Annotated in this window: 16 protein-coding genes; 9 read left to right on the top strand and 7 right to left on the bottom strand. The window is 74.6% G+C overall.

Annotated features, from left to right (window positions below; all coding sequences use genetic code 11):
• The first annotated feature begins 32 nt into the window (after positions 1-32).
• From CHC04_RS21650 to mnhG, 6 genes are read left to right on the top strand one after another with little or no spacing between them, the layout of a single operon-like run.
• Positions 33-2,906 (top strand): Na+/H+ antiporter subunit A, encoded by a 2,874-nt coding sequence (locus CHC04_RS21650; protein WP_089406026.1) that lies wholly within the window; start codon positions 33-35, stop codon positions 2,904-2,906.
• Positions 2,903-3,394: a Na(+)/H(+) antiporter subunit C gene (locus CHC04_RS21645; protein ID WP_089406025.1), complete on the top strand. Its 492-nt coding sequence runs from the start codon at positions 2,903-2,905 to the stop codon at positions 3,392-3,394. The genes CHC04_RS21650 and CHC04_RS21645 overlap by 4 nt, the downstream gene beginning before the upstream one ends.
• Positions 3,391-5,100, top strand: a complete 1,710-nt coding sequence (locus CHC04_RS21640; protein WP_089406024.1) for a Na+/H+ antiporter subunit D — start codon at positions 3,391-3,393, stop codon at positions 5,098-5,100. Before CHC04_RS21645 ends, CHC04_RS21640 begins: the two co-directional genes overlap by 4 nt.
• Positions 5,097-5,660, top strand: coding sequence for a Na+/H+ antiporter subunit E (locus CHC04_RS21635; protein WP_089406023.1), 564 nt, complete (start codon positions 5,097-5,099; stop codon positions 5,658-5,660). The genes CHC04_RS21640 and CHC04_RS21635 overlap by 4 nt, the downstream gene beginning before the upstream one ends.
• Entirely contained in the window at positions 5,657-5,983 is a 327-nt protein-coding gene (locus CHC04_RS21630) for an MrpF/PhaF family protein (RefSeq protein ID WP_089406022.1), read from the top strand. Before CHC04_RS21635 ends, CHC04_RS21630 begins: the two co-directional genes overlap by 4 nt.
• A complete protein-coding gene (mnhG, locus tag CHC04_RS21625) occupies positions 5,980-6,393 on the top strand; it encodes a monovalent cation/H(+) antiporter subunit G (RefSeq protein WP_089406021.1) in 414 nt (137 codons plus the stop codon). The genes CHC04_RS21630 and mnhG overlap by 4 nt, the downstream gene beginning before the upstream one ends.
• Positions 6,394-6,418: 25 nt before the next feature.
• Here mnhG and leuA read toward each other — a convergent pair whose 3' ends face one another.
• The 3 genes from leuA to CHC04_RS21610 all read right to left on the bottom strand — a co-directional run bounded on the left by leuA (position 6,419) and on the right by CHC04_RS21610 (position 10,779).
• Positions 6,419-8,155 carry a 2-isopropylmalate synthase gene (gene leuA, locus CHC04_RS21620; RefSeq protein WP_176450141.1) on the bottom strand — a complete coding sequence of 579 codons (1,737 nt, stop codon included), beginning with the start codon at positions 8,153-8,155 and terminating at the stop codon, positions 6,419-6,421.
• Between the two features lie 179 nt (positions 8,156-8,334).
• Positions 8,335-8,985: a helix-turn-helix domain-containing protein gene (locus CHC04_RS21615; RefSeq protein ID WP_176450140.1), complete on the bottom strand. Its 651-nt coding sequence runs from the start codon at positions 8,983-8,985 to the stop codon at positions 8,335-8,337.
• A 201-nt stretch (positions 8,986-9,186) separates the two neighbouring features.
• The gene (locus CHC04_RS21610) at positions 9,187-10,779 is read right to left on the bottom strand and encodes a phospholipase D family protein (RefSeq protein ID WP_245817620.1); all 1,593 of its coding nucleotides are present in this window, start codon (positions 10,777-10,779) and stop codon (positions 9,187-9,189) included.
• A 92-nt stretch (positions 10,780-10,871) separates the two neighbouring features.
• Between CHC04_RS21610 and CHC04_RS21605 the strand changes: the two genes are divergently transcribed.
• The 3 genes from CHC04_RS21605 to CHC04_RS21595 are packed head-to-tail and all read left to right on the top strand — an operon-like array spanning position 10,872 to position 14,450.
• Positions 10,872-12,140: an aspartate kinase gene (locus tag CHC04_RS21605; protein WP_089406019.1), complete on the top strand. Its 1,269-nt coding sequence runs from the start codon at positions 10,872-10,874 to the stop codon at positions 12,138-12,140.
• Positions 12,137-13,192: an aspartate-semialdehyde dehydrogenase gene (locus tag CHC04_RS21600; RefSeq protein WP_089406018.1), complete on the top strand. Its 1,056-nt coding sequence runs from the start codon at positions 12,137-12,139 to the stop codon at positions 13,190-13,192. Before CHC04_RS21605 ends, CHC04_RS21600 begins: the two co-directional genes overlap by 4 nt.
• A gap of 13 nt (positions 13,193-13,205) precedes the next feature.
• The gene (locus CHC04_RS21595) at positions 13,206-14,450 is read left to right on the top strand and encodes a glycosyltransferase 87 family protein (protein ID WP_089406017.1); all 1,245 of its coding nucleotides are present in this window, start codon (positions 13,206-13,208) and stop codon (positions 14,448-14,450) included.
• On the opposite strand, the gene CHC04_RS21590 is transcribed toward CHC04_RS21595, so the two are convergent.
• From CHC04_RS21590 to CHC04_RS21575, 4 genes are all read right to left on the bottom strand, one after another.
• Positions 14,383-16,176: a S9 family peptidase gene (locus CHC04_RS21590; RefSeq protein ID WP_089406016.1), complete on the bottom strand. Its 1,794-nt coding sequence runs from the start codon at positions 16,174-16,176 to the stop codon at positions 14,383-14,385. The two genes, CHC04_RS21595 and CHC04_RS21590, sit on opposite strands and share 68 nt — an antisense overlap.
• Positions 16,177-16,224: 48 nt before the next feature.
• Entirely contained in the window at positions 16,225-17,079 is an 855-nt protein-coding gene (locus CHC04_RS21585; RefSeq protein WP_089406015.1) for a phytanoyl-CoA dioxygenase family protein, read from the bottom strand.
• 70 nt (positions 17,080-17,149) lie between these two features.
• Complete coding sequence (locus CHC04_RS21580) at positions 17,150-18,280, bottom strand: hemolysin family protein (protein ID WP_089406014.1); 1,131 nt, start codon at positions 18,278-18,280, stop codon at positions 17,150-17,152.
• A complete protein-coding gene (locus CHC04_RS21575) occupies positions 18,277-19,629 on the bottom strand; it encodes a hemolysin family protein (RefSeq protein ID WP_089406013.1) in 1,353 nt (450 codons plus the stop codon). The genes CHC04_RS21580 and CHC04_RS21575 overlap by 4 nt, the downstream gene beginning before the upstream one ends.
• Positions 19,630-19,692: the final 63 nt, after the last annotated feature.

Genomic DNA, 19,692 nt, shown 5'->3' with positions numbered 1-19,692 from the left:
GTCCCCGAGCCGCCATCGACTCCCGGAGACACGTGACCGCTCTGCTGCTCCTCCACCTGATCGCCGGCGTGCTGGCGCCCGTCCTCGTGCGGTGGTGGGGGCGGCAGGCCTTCCTCGCGCTGGCGCTGGTGCCCGCCGCGTCCTTCGTCTGGACGCTGCTGCAGCTGCGCACGGTCCTGGCGGGGGACGACGTGCGCGAGACGGTGCCGTGGGTCCCCGCGCTCGACCTCGACGTCGCGCTGCGGCTGGACGCGCTGGCGCTCACCTTCGCCGCGCTGGTCACCGGCGTCGGGGCGCTGGTGCTGGTCTACTGCGCCCGCTACTTCTCCCCGGAGGACGAGGGCACCGGCCGCTTCGCCGGCTCCCTCACCGCCTTCGCCGGCTCCATGCTGGGCCTGGTCCTCGCCGACGACGTGCTGCTCCTCTACGTCTTCTGGGAGCTCACGACCGTCTTCTCGTTCCTCCTGATCGGCGGGTCGGGACGGCGGCTGGCCGCCCGGCGGGCCGCGTCGCAGGCGCTCGTCCTCACCACGGCCGGTGGGCTGGCGATGCTGGTCGGGCTCATCGTGATCGGCCAGGCCAGCGGCTCGTTCCTGCTCTCGGAGATCCTCGCCGACCCCGGCAGCGGCCCGGCCATGGTCTGGGGCGCGGTGCTCGTGCTGGCCGGGGCGGTCACCAAGTCCGCGCTGGTGCCCTTCCACTTCTGGCTGCCCGCGGCCATGGAGGCGCCCACGCCGGTCAGTGCCTACCTGCACGCCGCGGCCATGGTGAAGGCCGGCGTCTACCTGGTCGCCCGGCTGGCCCCCGCGATGGCCGACGTCCCCGGCTGGCGGCCGCTGGTGCTGGGGATGGGCGTGGCCACCATGCTCGTCGGCGGGTACCGGGCGCTGCGGCAGAAGGACCTGAAGCTGCTGCTGGCCTTCGGCACGGTCAGCCAGCTGGGCTTTCTCGTCACGCTGGTCGGCGCGGGCAGCCGGGAGCTGGCCGCCGCCGGGCTGGTCATGACGCTGGCCCACGCGCTGTTCAAGTCCACGCTGTTCCTGACCGTCGGCGTCGTCGACCACGCCACCGGCACCCGTGACCTGTCCCGGCTGTCGGGGCTGGGCCGGCGGCTGCCGCTGCTCGCCGTCACCGGCACCCTCGCCGCGGCGTCGATGGCCGGCCTGCCCCCGCTGCTGGGCTTCGTCGGCAAGGAGGCGGCGTTCACCGCGCTGCTCGACGGCGGGCTGGCCGACCGCACCGCCGCGCTCGCCGTCCTGGTGGGCCTGGTGGCCGGCTCGGTGCTCACCGCCGCCTACACCGCCCGCTTCCTCTGGGGTGCCTTCGCCCGCAAGCCGGGGGTCGCCGACACCGAGGTCGGGCACGCCCCCGAGCCGCTGTTCCTTGCCGCACCGGTGCTGCTGTCGCTCACCGGGCTGGTCCTCGGCCCGGCCAGCCCGCTGCTCGACGGGCTGGTCGCCCGCTACGCCGACACGCTGCCGCTGCTGGCCCCCGAGGTGGAGCACCTGGCGCTGTGGCACGGCTGGCAGCCGGCCCTCGCCCTCTCGGCGCTCACCGTCGCCGGCGGCGCCGCGCTGTTCGCTGTCCGCGGGCCGGTGGGCCGCCTGCAGCGGCGGATGGCGGTCGGTGCGTCGGCCGACGAGGGCTACTGGAACGTCCTGCAGGGCGTCGACCGGCTCTCGGTGGCGGTCACCGGCACCACCCAGCGCGGGTCGCTGCCGGCCTACCTCGGCACCATCCTCGTCGCGGTGCTCGCCCTGCCGGGGGTCCTGCTGCTCACCCGGGCACCGTGGCCGGGGCAGTGGCGGGCGTGGGACACCCCGGTGCAGGCCGTCGTCGGGATCGTCGTGGTCACCGCCGGGGTGCTGGCGCTGCGCATCCGGCAGCGCCTGTCCGCGGTGCTGGTCGTCGGCGTCACCGGCTACGGGATCGCCGTCGTCTTCGCGCTGCAGGGCGCCCCCGACCTCGCGCTCACCCAGTTCCTGGTGGAGACGCTCACCCTCGTCGTCTTCGTGCTCGTGCTGCGCAAGCTGCCCAAGGACATCACCGAGCGGCACCGCCCGCGCGAGCGGGCCGTGCGCGGGGTGATCGCGGTGGCGGTCGGGGCGTTCATGGCCGCGGCCGGGGCCGTCGCGCTGGCGGCCCGCACCGGGACGCCGGTGTCGGAGGGCTATCCCGGGCCGGCCTACGACTACGGCGGCGGCAAGAACGTCGTCAACGTCACCCTGGTCGACATCCGCGCGTGGGACACCCTCGGCGAGGTCTCGCTGCTGGTCGTCGCCGCGACCGGCGTCGCGAGCCTGGTCTTCCTGCGCCGGCGCACCGGCGGGGTCGAGCGCGCACCCCGCACGCGGCTCGCGCAGGCGGAGCGGGGACGCCGCGCGCCGCGGGACCGCTGGCTGGCCGCCACCGCGACCCTGGACCCCGCCCGGCGCTCGGTCGTGCTCGAGGTGGTCACCCGGCTGCTGTTCCACACGATCATGGTGTTCTCGCTCTACCTGCTCTTCTCCGGGCACAACGAGCCCGGCGGGGGGTTCGCCGGCGGCCTCGTCGCGGGCCTGGCCCTCGTGCTGCGCTACCTGGCCGGCGGGCGCTACGAGCTGGGCGAGGCCGCGCCGGTCGCCCCCGGCCTGCTGCTGGGCGGCGGGCTGCTGTTCGCCGGCGGCACCGGCGTCGTCGGCCTGGCGCTGGGGGCCGGCGTCCTGCAGACGGCGATCTTGGAGAGCACGCTGCCGGTGCTCGGCGACGTGAAGCTGGTGACCTCGCTGTTCTTCGACATCGGCGTCTACCTGATCGTCGTGGGCCTGGTGCTCGACGTGCTGCGCAGCCTCGGCGCGGAGCTCGACCGGCAGGACGACGAGGAGGACCCCGTCGAACTCGACCCCGGTGAGGTGGTGCTGCGGTGACTCCCACGATCGTGTTCCCGCTCATGATCGGCGGGCTCTACGCGGCGGGTGTCTACCTGCTGCTCGACCGCAGCCTCACCCGCGTGCTGCTCGGGTTCGTGCTGCTGGGCAACGCGACCAACCTGCTGCTGCTGTCGGCCGGTGGCGTGGCGGGGCTGGCGCCGATCCTCGGCTACTCCGACGCCGACGAGATCAACGACCCGCTGCCGCAGGCGCTGATCCTCACCGCGATCGTGATCACCTTCGGTGTCTCGGCGTTCGTGCTGGCGATCATCCACCGGTCCTGGCGGCTGGTGCGCGAGGAGGTCGTGGGCACCGACGAGGAGGACCGCCGGGTCGCCGCCCGCCGGGGGACCGACGCCGACGAGCTCGACCCGGACGAGCTGGCCCCCGAGGACCGCATCGCCGGGCACGCCGACAGCCTCTCCGAGGACGTCGAGGAGCTCGCCGACGACGTCGACCTGCCCGCGGGGAGCGGACGGCGGTGATCGAGGTCCTCGCCCCGCTGCCGGTGCTGCTCCCGCTCCTCGGGGCCGCCGGCGCGCTGCTGGCCAGCGGGCACCCGACGTTCCAGCGCACGCTCAGCCTGGTGGTGCTGACCGCGGTGCTCGCGGTGTCGGTGGTCCTGCTGCTCGTCGCCGACGCCGAGGGTGCCGGCGCGGTCTCGGTCGGGGGCTGGCCGGTCCCGCTCGGCATCGTGCTCGTCGTCGACCGGCTCTCGGCGCTGATGCTGGTGGTCGCCTCCACCGTGGCCCTCGGCGTCCTCGTCTTCGCCGTCGGCCAGGGCGCGGCCGACGGGTCGGAGGAGACCCCGCTGTCGATCTTCCACCCGACGTTCCTGGTGCTGGTCGCAGGTGTGAGCAACGCCTTCCTGGCCGGCGACCTGTTCAATCTCTACGTCGGCTTCGAGATCCTGCTGATGGCCTCCTACGTGCTGCTGACCCTCGGCGGCACCGCGGCGCGCATCCGCGGCGGCATCACCTACGTGGTCGTCAGCCTCACCAGCTCGCTGGTGTTCCTCGCCGCGATCGCGCTCGTCTACGCGGCCACCGGCACGGTGAACATGGCGCAGCTGGCGGTGCGGCTGGGCGAGCTGCCCGAGGGCACCCAGCTGCTGCTGCAGTCGATGCTGCTCATCGCGTTCGGCATCAAGGCCGCCGTCTTCCCGCTCTCGGCGTGGCTGCCCGACAGCTACCCGACCGCGCCGGCGCCGGTCACCGCCGTGTTCGCCGGCCTGCTCACCAAGGTCGGCGTCTACGCGATCATCCGCACCCAGACGCTGCTGTTCCCGGGCGGGGCGCTCGACGAGCTGCTCATGTGGGCGGCGCTGGCCACGATGCTGGTCGGCATCCTCGGTGCGGTCGCGCAGAGCGACCTGCGCCGGATGCTGTCGTTCACCCTGGTCAGCCACATCGGCTACATGGTGTTCGGCATCGCCCTCGGGACGGCGGCCGGGCTCGCCGGTGCGGTCTTCTACGTCGCCCACCACATCGCCATCCAGACGACGCTGTTCCTGGTCGCCGGGCTCGTCGAGCGGCAGGGCGGGTCGACGTCGGTGCACCGGCTCGGTGGCCTGGCGCGGCGGTCCCCGATGCTGGCGGTGCTGTTCTTCGTGCCGGCGATGAACCTGGCCGGCATCCCGCCGCTGTCGGGGTTCATCGGCAAGCTGGGACTGCTGCAGGCCGGCGTCGCCGAGGGCAGCGTGCTCGCGTTCACCCTCGTCGCCGGCGGGGTGGTGACCAGCCTGCTGACGCTGCTGGCCGTCGCCCGCGTCTGGACCCGCGCCTTCTGGCGCCCGGCGAGCCAGCCGCCCGCCGAGGAGACCGCGGCCGCCGCGGCCGCCGACGCCACCGCGCGCCGCCGGCCCGACGACGAGACCGGTGACGCGACGGGCGAGGAGGGCGACGGGCTCGCCGACGGACGGCCGCGGACGGCGCTGCAGGACGCGTGGCGGCGGCACACGGCGGTCGCGCTCGCGGCCGAGCCGGGCCTGCCGCCCGCGGCGGGGGCGGTCCGGGCGCTGCGCCCGCTGCCGAGGACCATGGTGGGGGCGACGACGGCGCTGGTCGCGCTGACCGTGGCCCTGACCGGGCTGGCCGGGCCGCTCTACGGCCTCGCCGACCGGGCCTCGGTCGACCTGATCGACCGCACCCCGTACATCACCTCGGTGTTCGGGACGGAGGAGGTGCCGTGACCGTCGAGCCGGCCGCCACCCGGCTGCGACACCAGGTCCCGCTGGTCGCCTGGCTGGTCCTGGTCTGGATGCTGCTGTGGGGCACCTGGTCCTGGGCCAACCTGCTCTCCGGCCTGGTCGTCGCCCTGGTCCTGCTCGTGCTGCTGCCGCTGCCGCACGTGGTCGGCGGCACGCGGGTGCGCCCGCTGGCGCTGCTCGTCTTCCTCGGGCACTTCGTCGCGGATCTCGTCGTGTCCGGCGCCGAGGTGGCCTGGCAGGCGCTGCGGCCCGGAGGGGTGCGCAGCACGGCGATCGTGCAGGTGCAGCTGCGCGCCGACTCCGACCTGCTCCTGACGATGGTCGCCGAGGCCACCTCGCTCGTCCCCGGTTCCCTGGTGCTCGACCTCGACCGGGAGCGCCGGGTGATGACCCTGCACCTGCTGCCCGTGCGCGACCGCGACGACGTCGAGCGCAAGAAGACCCACGTCCTGGTCGTGGAGACCCGGCTCGTGCGCGCGCTCGGCTCGGCCGAGGACCTCGCGGCCCTCGAGCGGGAGGAGGGGCAGGTGCTCACCTCGTGACCGTCGTCAGCGGCGCGCTGTACGCGATGATGGCCGGGGGAGCGGTGCTGGCGCTGTACCGGCTGGCCCGCGGTCCCTCGCTGCTGGACCGGGTGGTCGCCACCGACACCCTGCTGGTGATCATCTCGGCCGGTCTGGCGGTGCACGCCGCGCTGGTCCGCGACCCGACGCTGGTCCCGGTGCTGGTCGTGGTCTCCCTGCTGGCCTTCGTCGGCTCGGTGTCGGTCGCCCGCTACATCGGCGGGATGCTGCTGCGCTCGCGCACCGGTGACGGCCGCGACGTCGGCCTGCCCCTGGCCGCCGAGGAACGGGAGGCGCGGTGACCGCCCTCGCCGACGTCGTCGCCTTCGCCTGCCTGCTGAGCGGCGCGGCGCTGTGCCTCACCGCCGGGCTGGGCCTGGTGCGCTTCCCCGACGTGCTGTCGCGGATGCACGCCGGCACCAAGCCGCAGGTGCTCGGCGTCCTGCTGGTCATGGTGGGCGCGGCCATCCGGCTCGACGGGTGGGCCAACGCCTGGATGCTGCTGCTCGTGGCGGCCTTCCAGCTGCTGACCGCGCCGGTGAGCGCGCACCTGATCAGCCGGGTGGCCTACCGCCGCCGGCACGTGCGCCGCGACCTGCTGCTGGTCGACGAGTACGCCGGCACCGGCCACCAGGACGAGCGGTACCGCGGGGACGAGCCCGGCGACGCACCGCCCGAGGACCCCCGCCCGGCGGCCGGCCGGCCCGGCTGAGCGCCGGGCCGGCCGCGCGCGGTGGCTAGCGCAGGGCCCGGTTGACCGCCGAGACGACGGCGCGCAGCGACGCGCTGACGATGTTCGGGTCGACGCCCACGCCCCACAGCACCCGCTCGCCGACGGCGCACTCCACGTAGGCCGCGGCGCGGGCGTCGCCGCCGGCGCTGAGCGCGTGCTCGGCGTAGTCGAGGACGCGGACGTCGACGTCGAGGGCGCTCAGCGCGTCGACGAACGCCGCGATGGGGCCGTTGCCGCGCCCCTGGACGGTGACCGGCACGCCGCCGTCGGTCAGCTCGACGACCATCTCGTCGAGCTGCTCGCCGTGCGCCTGGTGCCGGTGCCCGGCGAGGGCGAACCGGCCCCACGAGGCGCCGGGGTCGGGCAGGTACTCGCTGCTGAAGGCGGCCCACATCTGCTGGGCGGTGACCTCGCCGCCCTCGTCGTCGGTGTGCCGCTGGATGACGCCGCTGAACTCGATCTGCAGCCGCCGCGGCAGGTCCAGGTGGTGCTCGGTCTTCATGATGTAGGCGACGCCGCCCTTGCCGGACTGGCTGTTGACCCGGATGACCGCCTCGTAGCTGCGGCCGACGTCCTTGGGGTCGATCGGCAGGTAGGGGACCGCCCACGGCATCCGGTCGACCGGCAGGCCCGCGGCGGCGGCGTCGACCTCCAGGGCCCGGAAGCCCTTGTTGATGGCGTCCTGGTGGGAGCCGGAGAAGGCGGTGTAGACCAGGTCGCCGCCGTAGGGGTGCCGCTCGTGCACGCCGAGCTGGTTGCAGTACTCGACGGTGCGGCGGATCTCGTCGATGTCGGAGAAGTCGATCTGCGGGTCGATGCCCTGGCTGAACAGGTTCAGGCCCAGGGTGACCAGGTCGACGTTGCCGGTGCGCTCGCCGTTGCCGAACAGGCAGCCCTCGATGCGGTCGGCGCCGGCGCGGTACCCGAGCTCGGCGGCGGCGACGGCGGTGCCGCGGTCGTTGTGCGGGTGCAGGCTGAGCACGACCGCGTCGCGCCGGCCCAGGTTGCGGTGCATCCACTCGACCTGGTCGGCGTAGACGGTGGGCTCGGCCATCTCCACGGTGGCCGGCAGGTTGAGGATCGTGGGCCGGTCGGGCGTGGGCTCCCACACGTCGGTGACCGCGTTGCAGATCTCGACGGCGAAGTCCAGCTCGGTGCCGGTGAAGGACTCGGGGCTGTACTCGAAACGGACCTCGGTGTCGCGCAGCTGCTCGGCCAGCTTGCGCACCAGCTGGGCGCCGTGGACGGCGATGTCGACGATGCCGGCGCGGTCGCTGCCGAAGACCACTCGGCGCTGCAGCGTGCTCGTCGAGTTGTAGAGGTGCACGATCGCCTGCCGGGCGCCGCGCAGTGAGTCGAAGGTGCGCTCGATGAGCTCGTCGCGGGCCTGCGTGAGGACCTGGATGGTGACGTCGTCGGGTACCAGGTCGTCCTCGACCAGCTGGCGGACGAAGTCGTAGTCGGTCTGGCTGGCGGCCGGGAAGCCGACCTCGATCTCCTTGTAGCCCATGCCGACCAGCAGGTCGAACATCCGCCGCTTGCGGTCCGGCGACATGGGGTCGATGAGGGCCTGGTTGCCGTCGCGCAGGTCCACGGCGCACCAGCGCGGGGCGACGGTGGTGACCCGGTCCGGCCAGGTGCGGTCGGGCAGGTCGACCGGCTGGAACGGGGCGTACCGGTGGACCGGCATCTGCGAGGGACGCTGCGGGTTGCGGGCGTGCGGGTGCTGGGGGCTGCTCACGGTGGTCTGACTCCTCTGGCGCGGGCTGGACTGTCGCTCCTGTGGGGCGGTCAGCAGGCGCCGGGGGACGCGCTCACGTCACGGCGGGATCTCCGCGGCGAGGGGGCCGACCTAGGAGAGGGCCTCGCCGCGGCGGGTAAGCAGGAGGTCGCCGCGCACGGGCCCACGGTAGCAGCGGGTCAGCTGACGTCACAGGAACACGCGCAGTCGTCGGTGTGCGGACCGGGCCGGCCGGGGACCGGTGGGAGGTCCTCGAGGAGCAGGTCGTCGCAGGCCGGCGGGCACTCGCAGAGGAGATCCACGGGCGATCGCAGCAGCCCGGCGGCGCGCCGGCGCTCGAGGTCCTCCTCCCGGGCCCGTCGCGCGGCCGCCCGGCGGTCCGCGGCCCGGTCGGCGAGCGCGTCACCCGGCTGCGGCAGCTGGTGGTCCTCCGGGGTGCCACGGCGTGCGCGCTGCTCGTCGCGGTGCTCCCGGACGCGGGTGAACGTGTAGGTGACCGGGTCGCGGTCGTACCGGTGCGGGCCGTGCCACCAGCCCTCGTCACCGTGCCGGGTGTCGAGGTGTGCGGGGAAGCGCCGTCCGCCGCCGTCCCGCACGGCCGCGCCGTCCATGGGCGCCACCTCCGCGCCGTCGGCGTCCACCAGCGCGAGCCGCAACCCGGCCACGGCCGCCAGGCGGGCCAGCGTCCTGGCATCGAGCCCGCGCGTGCCGGCCTCCGCCGCGGCGATCGTCGCCCTCGACGTGCCCGTGGACCGGGCCATCTCGCGCTGGGACAGGTCCGCGGTGCGCCGGATGCGGCGCAGCAGGCCGGGCAGGTCGAGGTCGGACACGCCGCCAGCCTCGTGGGCGCCGGCGTCGCTCGGCACTGGGTAGGTGTTCCTGGGGACGGTCGTGCTCTGCACACAGGTGTAGTCAGAGCTCGAAGACGAGCGGTGGTACAGGGCTCCCGTCCGCTCGTGCTCTGCACACAGGTGTGTGCAGAGCACGACTGTGCTCAGAGGAGGTGCGCGGGTCCGGAGGTGGGACCGCGCTCAGAACTCGCCGCGGCGGCGGAGGCGGAGGGGGCGGCCGTCGGGGTCGTCGACGAGCCGGTACACCGGCGTGGCCCAGAGCCGGGTCGCGAGGGAGAGCTGCTCTGGCGCGTGGTGGCGCAGCCGGCCGCGCGGGCGCGGGCCGCGGCGGCCGCCCTCGTGCCAGGCGTCGAGCTCGGTGGCCTGGGCCTCGAGGGTGGCGACGAACGCCTCGGGGTCGATCAGGTCGTCGTCCTCGCTGCCGTCCTCGGCCCGGTCGGTGTGCTCGCGCGCCAGGACCAGCCGCAGGTCGCGGGCGAAGGTGCGCGCGCCGTCGCCGGTGCCGGCCGGGTCGCGCGGCTCCCGGGGGTCGAGCGTGGTGTCGAGCACGGCGCTGGAGAGCTCGCTGTCGTGGGTCCAGGACCGCCGGTTGAAGTTGTCGCTGCCGACGCTGGCCCACACGTCGTCGACCACGCAGACCTTCGCGTGCACGTAGACGGGCGTGCTCTCGTGGTTCTCCACGTCGAACACGTGCACCCGGTCGCGCCCGGCCCGGCGGCACATCTCCAGCGCCTGCCACCGGCCGACGAACTGCGGCCGCGACGCCAGCGCCCCGTCCTGGTCGGGGACGCGGGGCACGACGACGACCAGGTGCAGGTCGGGGTGCTCGGCCAGCGCGTCGGCGAACAGCTGCGCGACCTCGCCCGACCACATGTACTGGTCCTCGAGGTAGATCAGCCGCCGCGCCCGCTTGATCGCCTTCGAGTAGCCGCGGGCGATCGAGCGCTCGCCGTCGGGGGCGAAGTCGTAGCGCGGGCGGACGGCGGGATAGGTCCGCAGGTTCTGCACCAGGTGCGGCCCGGCCGGCGGGGGCGGGGGCAGCTGTGGGGGCAGCCGGTCGGCGTACATCCGGCTCTGCCGCAGCCGGTCGATCACGTGCGCGATCGGGTTGCCCTCGTCGGGGTCGGTGGGGTCGTCCCAGCGCTCCCGGAAGACCGTGTCCAGCGCCGCGACGGCCGGACCGCGGATCATGAGCTGCACGTCGTGCCACGGCGGCGTGGGCCCGTACGCGGAGGCCATCGGGACCGCCTGCGGGTCGCCGCGGTGCTCGGCGTCGTCGCGGCGGCTGTGGCACAGGTCGATGCCGCCGATGAAGGCGACGTCCTTCGTGGCGTCCTGGTCGTGCCGGCAGACGACGAGCTTCTGGTGGTGGCTGCCCATCCGGCGCACCCGCTGGTCGAGCACGACCAGCCCGCCGCCGTCCTCGACCTCGCGGTCCAGCGCCCGGTTCTCCCGGCTGCTGAACGACAGCCAGTCCACGTGCGAGCGCCACACCAGCCCGCGGACGGTCACCCCGCGGCGCACCGCCGCGGTGAACAGCTCGGCGACCGTCGGACCGCCCGGGCGCAGCTCCTCGTCCGGGTCGCCGCGCCAGTCGGTGAAGAACAGGTGGTCGTTCTCGTCGAGGACCTCGACGGCCGAGACCAGCGCGTCGAAGTAGGCGGTCCCGTGCACCAGCGGCACGGCGAGGTTGCCCTCGGTCCAGGCCGGCAGGTCGGTGGCCGTGTTGCCCCGCTCCTCGGGGCCGAGCAGCCACTCCGCGGGATCGGTCACCTCGTGATCACATCGCGCCGGGGAGGGGCACGCAAGGGACGGGCCCGCCTGCATCCCGGTGCCGGTCCGGCACATCGGTAGCCTGTGGACCCGTGGCCCTCGTCGTGCAGAAGTACGGTGGCTCCTCCGTGGCCTCCGCCGCCCACATCAAGCGCGTGGCCGAGCGCATCGTCGCGGAGAAGAAGGCGGGCAACGACGTCGTCGTGGTCGTCTCGGCGATGGGCGACACGACCGACGAGCTGCTCGACCAGGCCGCGCAGATCACCGACGACCCGCCCGGCCGCGAGCTGGACATGCTGCTGACCGCCGGCGAGCGCATCTCCATGGCGCTGCTGGCCATCGCCATCAACACCCACGGCTACGAGGCGCGGTCCTTCACCGGCTCGCAGGCCGGGGTGATCACGACCTCCAGCCACGGCAAGGCGCGCATCATCGACGTCACGCCCGGCCGGCTGCGCTCGGCGCTCGACGAGGGCTCGATCGTCATCGTCGCCGGGTTCCAGGGCGTCAGCCAGGACACCAAGGACGTCACCACGCTCGGCCGCGGCGGCTCCGACACCACCGCCGTCGCCGTCGCCGCGGCCCTGCGCGCCGACGTCTGCGAGATCTACACCGACGTCGACGGCGTCTTCACCGCCGACCCGCGGATCGTCCCCAACGCCCGGCGGCTGGACACCATCACCTACGAGGAGATGCTCGAGCTGGCCGCCTCCGGCGCGAAGGTGCTCATGCTCCGCTGCGTCGAGTACGCCCGCCGCTACGGCATCCCGGTGCACGTCCGCAGCTCCTACTCACAGCTCCCCGGCACCGTCGTGACCGGCTCGATGGAGGACCTCAGCGTGGAACAGGCGATCATCACCGGCGTCGCGCACGACCGCAGCGAGGGCAAGATCACCGTCTACGGCGTGCCCGACCGGCCAGGTGAGGCGGCGCAGATCTTCCGCGTCCTCGCCGACGCCGAGATCAACATCGACATGATCGTGCAGAACGTCTCGGCCGAGGCCAGCAAGCTCGCCGACATCTCCTTCACGCTGCCCAAGAGCGACGGCCCGACGGCGCTGGCCGCGCTGGAGAAGGTCAAGCACACCGTCGGCTACAGCGACGTCCGGTTCGACCAGCACATCGGCAAGGTCAGCCTGGTCGGCGCGGGCATGCGCAGCCACCCCGGCGTCTCGGCCCGCTTCTTCGGCGCCCTGGCCGACGCCGGCGTCAACCTCGAGCTCATCAGCACCTCGGAGATCCGCATCTCCGTGGTCTGCCGCGACACCGACGTCGACGTCGCCGTCCGCGCGGTGCACGACGCCTTCGACCTGGGCACCGACGAGGAGCAGGCCGTGGTCTACGGAGGGACCGGACGATGACCTCAACCAGTGACGGGCTCCGCGTCGGGATCGTCGGCGCCACCGGCCAGGTCGGCGCCGTCATGCGCCAGGTCCTCGCCGAGCGCCGCTTCCCGCTCGCCGAGCTGCGCTTCTTCGCCTCCGCCCGCAGCGCCGGCAGCACCCTCCCGTGGGGGAACGGCGAGATCACCGTCGAGGACGCGGCCACCGCCGACCCCACGGGCCTCGACGTCGCGCTGTTCTCCGCCGGTGCGGGCACCTCCCGGGTCCAGGCGCCGCGGTTCGCCGAGGCGGGCGTGACCGTCGTCGACAACAGCTCGGCGTTCCGGCGCGACGCCGACGTGCCGCTCGTCGTCGCCGAGGTCAACCCGCAGGCGCTCGACGAGGTCTCGCGCGGGATCATCGCCAACCCGAACTGCACCACCATGGCCGCGATGCCGGTGCTCAAGCCGCTGCACGACGAGGCGCAGCTGGTCCGGGTGGTGGCCAGCACCTACCAGGCGGTCTCCGGCAGCGGGCTGGCCGGCGTGGAGGAGCTCGACTCGCAGGTCAAGGCCGTGGTCGACAAGGCCGCCGAGTTGACGCACGACGGGTCGGCCGTGGCCTTCCCGGAGCCGCGGAAGTACGTCCGCCCCATCGCCTTCAACGTGCTGCCGATGGCCGGCAGCGTCGTCGACGACGGCTCGGCCGAGACCGACGAGGAGCAGAAGCTCCGCAACGAGAGCCGCAAGATCCTCGGCATCCCCGACCTGCGGGTGTCCGGCACCTGCGTGCGGGTGCCGGTCTTCACCGGGCACTCGCTGTCGCTCAACGTCGAGTTCGCCCGCCCGCTGACCGCCGCCCGGGCCACCGAGCTGCTCGCCGGGGCGCCCGGCGTGCAGCTCACCGACGTCCCGACCCCGCTGCAGGCGGCCGGTCAGGACCCCAGCTACGTCGGCCGCATCCGGCAGGACCGCAGCGTCGACGGCGACCACGGCCTGGCGCTGTTCGTCAGCAACGACAACCTCCGCAAGGGCGCGGCGCTCAACACCGTGCAGATCGCCGAGCTGCTGCTCGCCCGCCGCGGCCGCTAGCCGGACGGCGCGGGTGCTCCTCCGGGTCGGGGGGTTCCTCGCGCTGGTCGCGCTGGTCGCGGTCGTGTCGGTGGTCGTGCCCAACGACCCGTGGCACGACTTCTTCGACCTGCGGGTGTACCGCGGCGCCGTCGCCTCGTGGCTCGAGGGGCAGCCGCTCTACGACTACACCTACGGCCGCAGCCCCTACGGCTTCACCTACCCGACGTTCGCCGCGCTGCTGGTCCTGCCGATGGCGCTGCTGCCCTACCCGGTGGTGGCCGCCGGCCACGTGCTGCTCAACGCGGCCGCCCTCGTCGGGCTCACCTGGTGGCTGGTCACCCCGCTGGCCCGCCGGCACGGGTGGCCGCTGCCGTGGGCGTGGCTGTTCGCGCTGCCGCTGGTGTTCGTCGTCGAGCCGGTGCGGGAGACCATCGGCTTCGGCCAGGTCAACCTGCTGCTGATGGCGCTGGTGCTGGCCGACGTGGCGGCGCTGCGGCGCGGGTCGCGGTGGGCCGGCGTGGGGATCGGGCTGGCCGCGGCGGTGAAGCTGACGCCGGCGCTGTTCGTCGTCTGGCTGCTGCTGGCCCGCCGCTGGCGCGCGGCCGGGGTCGCCGTCGCCACCGCCGCCGGGGCCACGCTGCTGGCCCTCGCGGTGGCCCCGGCGACGTCGTGGCGGTTCTGGACGCACACGCTGTGGCAGACCGAGCGGGTCGGCGCGCTGGACAAGACGTCCAACCAGTCGCTGCTGGGCGCGCTGGCGCGCCTGGCCGACCCCGCCGAGCCCCCGCGCCCGGTCTGGGCGGTGCTGGCGGCCGTCGCGCTGGCGGTCGTGCTGACCCGCGCGGTGCGCGCGACGCGGGCCGGCGACGACCTGGCCGGCGTCGCGCTCACCGGGCTGGCCGCCTGCCTGGTCAGCCCCGTGTCCTGGTCGCACCACCTCGTCTGGCTGGTGCCGGCGCTGGTCGTGCTGGTCGACCTCGCCGCCGGGAGGCCGCCGGCCCCGGGGACGCCGCGGTGGTGGCGGGAGCGCTCGCGGCTGCTGGCCGGGGCGCTGGCCGCCGTCACCACGCTGGTGCTCGCCTCGTCGGCGATCTGGTTCGCCTCCGCCACCTCCGGCCACCACCACGACCGCGGCGTCGTCGGGATCGTCGTCGAGGACCTCTACCTGCTGGTGACCCTCGCCGTCGTCGCGCTGCTGCCGGCCCGGGTCACGGCCGCACGTGGCGCAGCGCGAACGACAGCGCCGTCTCGACCTGCCGGATCGTCTCCTCGATGACCAGCGAGCCGTGCCCGGCGTCGAACCGGTACACCTCGTGCGGCTTGCCGAGCTCCTCGAGACGGGCGAGGTAGTTCTCGATCTGCCGGATCGGGCAGCGCGGGTCGTTCGCCCCGGCCACCACCAGCACCGGCGCCCGCACGGCCTCGACGTGGGTGATCGGCGAGGAGCGCACGTACCGGTCGCGCACCTCCTCCGGTGAGCCACCGAACAGCGCGCGGTCGTAGGCCCGCAGGCCCTCCATCTCGTCCTCGTAGGCGGCCAGGTAGTCGGCCACCGGCACCTCGGCGATGCCTGCCGCCCAGCGCTCGGGCTGCGTGCCCAGCGCCAGCAGGGTCAGGAAGCCGCCCCACGACCCGCCGGTGACCAGCGCCCGTGCCGGGTCCAGGAACCCCTCGGCGGCCAGCGCGTCGTAGACGGCGGCGACGTCCTCGAGCTCGGTGGGTCCGGGCCGGCCGGTGAGGGCGTCGCGCCAGGCGCTGCCGTAGCCGGTGGACCCGCGGTAGTTGACGTGCACGACCGCGTAGCCGGCGTCGACGTAGGCCGCCCGGCGGGCGCGGTAGCTGTCGTCGTCGGCCGACTCCGGCCCGCCGTGGACGAGGAACGCCGTGGCGTACGGGGGCTCGCCGGCCGGGCGCACCAGCAGCGCGTGGACGTCGCCCCCGGGGCCGGGTACCCAGCGGTCCTCGACCGGGTGGGCGGCCGGCGGCTCCCCGCCGGGCGCGGCGAGCACCACCGGCCCGTCGGCGCGGCGGATCACCGGCGGGCGCTCGGAGTTCGACCAGGCCAGCTCGACCGTGCCGTCGGGCCGGGCGGTGGCGCCGCGGACGACGCCGCGCGGGGTGTCCAGCCGCTCCAGCGCCCCGCTGGCGAGGTCGTAGCGGTACAGCTCGCTGCGGGCGGCGTGGTCGTGACCCACCAGCAGCGCCGAGCCGTCGGGGTACCAGCCGGCGGTCACGTCGCCGGGCAGGTCGAGCACGATCTCGGTCTCGGTCTCGGCGGCGACGTCCCAGACCAGCAGCTCCTCGCGGCCGCGCCGCTCGTGGCCGACCAGCAGCCGCCGGTCGCCGGGCAGCGGGGCGAACTCCAGCGCGTGCAGGCCGCGGCCCTCGCCGTCCCACTTCTCGGCGACGACCGCGTCGTCGTCCGTGCGCAGGACGCGCAGCGCCGGGTAGCGCGGGTCGCCGTGCTCCGAGTGCGAGATCACCAGCAGCTCGTCGTCGAGGGTGAGCGCGTCGACCGAGGCGGGGTCCTCGTGGCGGTAGACCACCCGCGGCGTCCCGCCGGCGGGGGCCAGCCACAGCTCGCTGCCGTCGTCGGTGGACCGGCCGACGGCCACCAGCGAGGAGCCGATCTCCAGGCCCGCGGGGTAGGCCGGCCCGACCTCGGGGACGGCGACCCGGTCCTCGCCGCCGGCGAAGGGCTGCACCATCCACACGCCGAACTCGTCGCCGTCGGTGTCGGCGAACCACCAGATCTGCTCGCCGTCGGGGGACAGCGTGCCGATCAGCGTGCCGTTGGGCCGGTCGGTCACCTGCCGGTGGACGTCGGTGTCGCGGTCCCAGGCGTACTGCTCGACGACGCCGCTGACGTCGGAGGCGTAGAGGCTGCGCTGCGGCGCGTGCAGCGCCCAGTCGGGCAGGCTCACCCGTGGCGCGCGGAAGCGGGCCTGCCACCGGGCGGTGACGTCGGGCGGGAGGAGGGGGGCGGTCTGCTCGGCGGTCACCGGCCCATCGTGCCCGCACCCCTCCGGCCCGCCGCCGGGGTGTCGGGCTCAGCCCATCACCAGGCCCTCGATGTCGTGCTTCTGCACGATCGGCCGCAGCTCGTCGACGACGGGGCAGCGCAGGTGGTCGCGCACCCGCTGGGGCAGCTGCTCCCAGTAGTCGGAGGTCACCGCGAGGTCGTGGTGCTCGTCGTTGCCGGCGCCGGGCGCGTCGACGCCCAGGACCAGGACGGGGCGGGAGAGCTGCGAGCGGTTCTCCGTCCCGCGGTGCAGCGTCAGGGCGGAGCGCACCGAGACGTCGCCCATCTGCGGGTACTTGCGCACGGCCAGCGCCTCGTAGCGCGGGTACTCGCTCTTCGGCGGGAACATCCCGTGGTCGAAGTCCTCGCCGGTCTCCCACTGCGTCCCCGGCGCTACCTCGAAGGGCCCCATCTCGTCGACGGTGTCGACCGTGGTGACGTTGAAGGCGAGGGAGGTCAGCCGCCGCTCCTCCCGCGTCTCCCGCGGGCTGGGGAAGTCCCGGTGCCACGGCTGGTCCTTCGCGCCGGGGAAGGGCGTGTCGAAGCCCACCTCGACGATCGTGTAGTCGGGCCCGAGGACCGTCTCGCACGTGGCCCGCACCCACGGGTGGTCGACCAGGTCGACGAACCCGCGCAGCGCCTGCGGGTGGACCTCCACGTACCAGCGGTTGGGACCCCGCCCGACGGCGCCGCCCTCGCGGCCGCGGGCCTCCTCGAAGGCGGCGTCGACGTCCTCGCGCAGCCGGGCGACCCAGTCGCGGGAGAAGGCGCCCTTCCGCGCGGTGATGCCGTCGGTGTACAGCGCCTCCCGGATGGCGGCCCGGTCGATGCCGTCGTCGGTGGGGGCCTCGCCCCGCGTGCCGGTGGGTGTGTCGGTGCTCATCGCCGTTCCCCTCGTCGGTGTGCGACCCGTGCCCTCGATGGTGCACCGTCGCCGGTGCCCGGGCCCGTCGTCAGCGGCCTCCGGCGCCGGCCCCGGTCGGGTACCCGGCCCGGCCGCGGCCGCCGCGGGTGGCCCGGTCGGCCATCGCCCGCGTGTGCTCGGCGGCGGCGTCGCGGACGTCGCCGATGAGCAGCTCGAGCACGTCCTCGAGCGCCACCAGGCCCACGGTCCGCCGCTGCCCGCCGTCGGTGCCCACCACGCCACCGAGGTGGGCGCCCTGCGCGCGCATCTCCGACAGCACCTCGGGCAGCTTCGTCCCCGGCGCGATCGGCACCAGCGGGGTCAGGAACTCCTCGGGCAGCGGCCGGTCGCGGTCCGCGCCGGTGGTGCGCAGCGCGTCCTTGACGTGCACGAAGCCGAGCAGCGCGCCGTCGTCGCCGGCCACCGGGTACCGGCTGAAGCCGTGCTCGGCGACGACGGCCTCGAGCTGCCGCGGCGTGGTCGAGCGCGGAACGGTGACCACGGCGTCCATCGGCAGCAGCACGTCCTCGACCGTGTGCTGCCCGAAGGTCAGCGCCCCGGCGGCCAGCGTGCTCACCTCGGTGCCCAGCAGCCCCTCCCGCCGGGACTGGGTGATCATCGACCGGATCTCGCCCTCGTCGAAGCTGGCCGCCACCTCGTCGGTGGGGGTGGCGCCGAACAGCCGCACGAAGAGGTTGGCCGTGGTGTTGAAGAACCAGATCACCGGCCGCAGCAGGCGCGTGAAGGCGGCCAGCGCCGGGCCGAGCACCAGCGCCGCGCGGTCGGGCCCGGCGATGGTGATGTTCTTGGGGACCATCTCGCCGAGCACCATGTGCAGCACGGTCACCAGCGACAGCGCGACGACCAGCGCGATGGGGTGCAGCAGCGCGTCGGGGACGTGCGCGGCGTGCAGCGGCGCCTCGATGAGGTGGGCGACGGCGGGCTCGCCGACGGCGCCGAGGCCCAGCGAGCACAGCGTGATGCCCAGCTGCGCGCCGGCCATGTTCCGCGAGACGTCGCGCATCGCGGCCAGCGTCTTGACCGCGCGGGGCGAGCCGGTCGCGGCGCGCGGCTCGATCTGGTCGACCCGGGCCGACACCAGGGCGAACTCCGCGGCCACGAAGAAGGCGTTGCCCAGCAGCAGGGCGACCAGGACCAGCAGGCTGACGACGTCGCTCACGCCGCCACCGCCCGCTCGGCGCGCTGCCGGGCCGACGCCGTCGCCCCCGCCGGGAGGTGCACGGTCTGCTCGGCGCGCACCCGGGCGACCCGGCGGCCGTCGAGGCTCTCCACGGTCAGCCGGGCCCCCTCGAGTTCCACGGTGTCGCCCACCTCGGGGAGCCGCTGCAGCCGCTCGGCGAGGAAGCCCGACAGCGTCTCGTAGCGACCCTCGGGCACCGCGATCCGGGTGCGCTCGAGCACCTCGTCGGGCCGCAGCAGCCCCGACAGCAGCCACTGGCCGTCGTCGAGCCGGCGCAGCGTGCGCAGCGGGCGGTCGGTCTCGTCGGTGATCTCGCCGACGAGCTCCTCGACGATGTCCTCCAGCGTCACCACCCCGTGCGTGGCGCCCCACTCGTCGACGACGAGGGCGATCTGCAGGCCCTGCTCGCGCAGCAGGTCCAGCAGCCGCTCCAGCCGCAGCGACGACGGCACCGCGAGCACCGGGTCGGCCAGTTCCCCGGCGGTGCGGCGGGAGCGCTCGGCCTCCGGCACCGCGACCGCCCGCTTGACGTGCACGACGCCGGTGACCTCGTCGAGGTCGGAGCCGTACACGGGGAACCGCGAGTTCCCCGACTCGGTGGCCGCGGCGATGACGTCGGCCGCGCTGGCGCTGGCCCGCAGCGTCCACAGCCGGGTGCGCGGGGTCATGACGTCGGTGGCGTACTTCGCGCGCAGCCCCAGCGAGCGCTCCAGCAGCCGCGCGGCGACGGGGGAGAGGTCGCCCTCCTCGGCCGAGCGGCGGGCGACGGCGGCGAGCTCGTCGGCTCCGCGGGCGGAGTCCAGCTCCTCCCGCGGCTCGAAGCCCAGCCGCCGCACGATGGCGTTGGCCAGCCGCTGCAGGGACCGGACGACGACGCCGAAGACGGCGGTGAAGGCCCGCATCCCCGGCGCCACCCAGCGGGCGACCCCCAGCGGGTTGGCGATGGCGAGGTTCTTGGGCCCCAGCTCCCCCAGCAGCATCTGCAGCGTCGTCGCCAGGGCCAGCGCCAGGCCGTAGGAGACGCCGGTGGCCGCCCCCGCGGACAGGCCCAGGGACTCCAGCGGGCCGTGCAGCAGGCGGCCGATCGCGGGCTCGGCGAGGTAGCCGACGATGAGGGTGGTCAGCGTGATGCCGAGCTGGGCCGCCGACAGCTGGGTCGACAGCGAGCGCAGTGCGGTCGCCACGCCGCCCGCGCCCGCGTCGCCGGCCCGGGCGGCCTCCTCGACGCGGCCCCGGTCGACCGTCGTCAGGGAGAACTCGGCCGCGACGAAGAAGCCGGTGAGCGCCGTGAGCACCACGGCGGCGAGGAGGAGCAGCCACTCGGTCATCGGGCTCCTCGGTGCCCGCCACGGAGGGAGTCCAACCGGAACGGGGCCGGAACGCGCTCAGGG

Origin of the sequence: Geodermatophilus saharensis (assembly GCF_900188205.1) — a bacterium.
Classification (GTDB): domain Bacteria; phylum Actinomycetota; class Actinomycetes; order Mycobacteriales; family Geodermatophilaceae; genus Geodermatophilus; species Geodermatophilus saharensis.
Note: the sequence above shows the minus strand (reverse complement) of the source record. Positions and strands in the feature narration are given on the sequence as shown.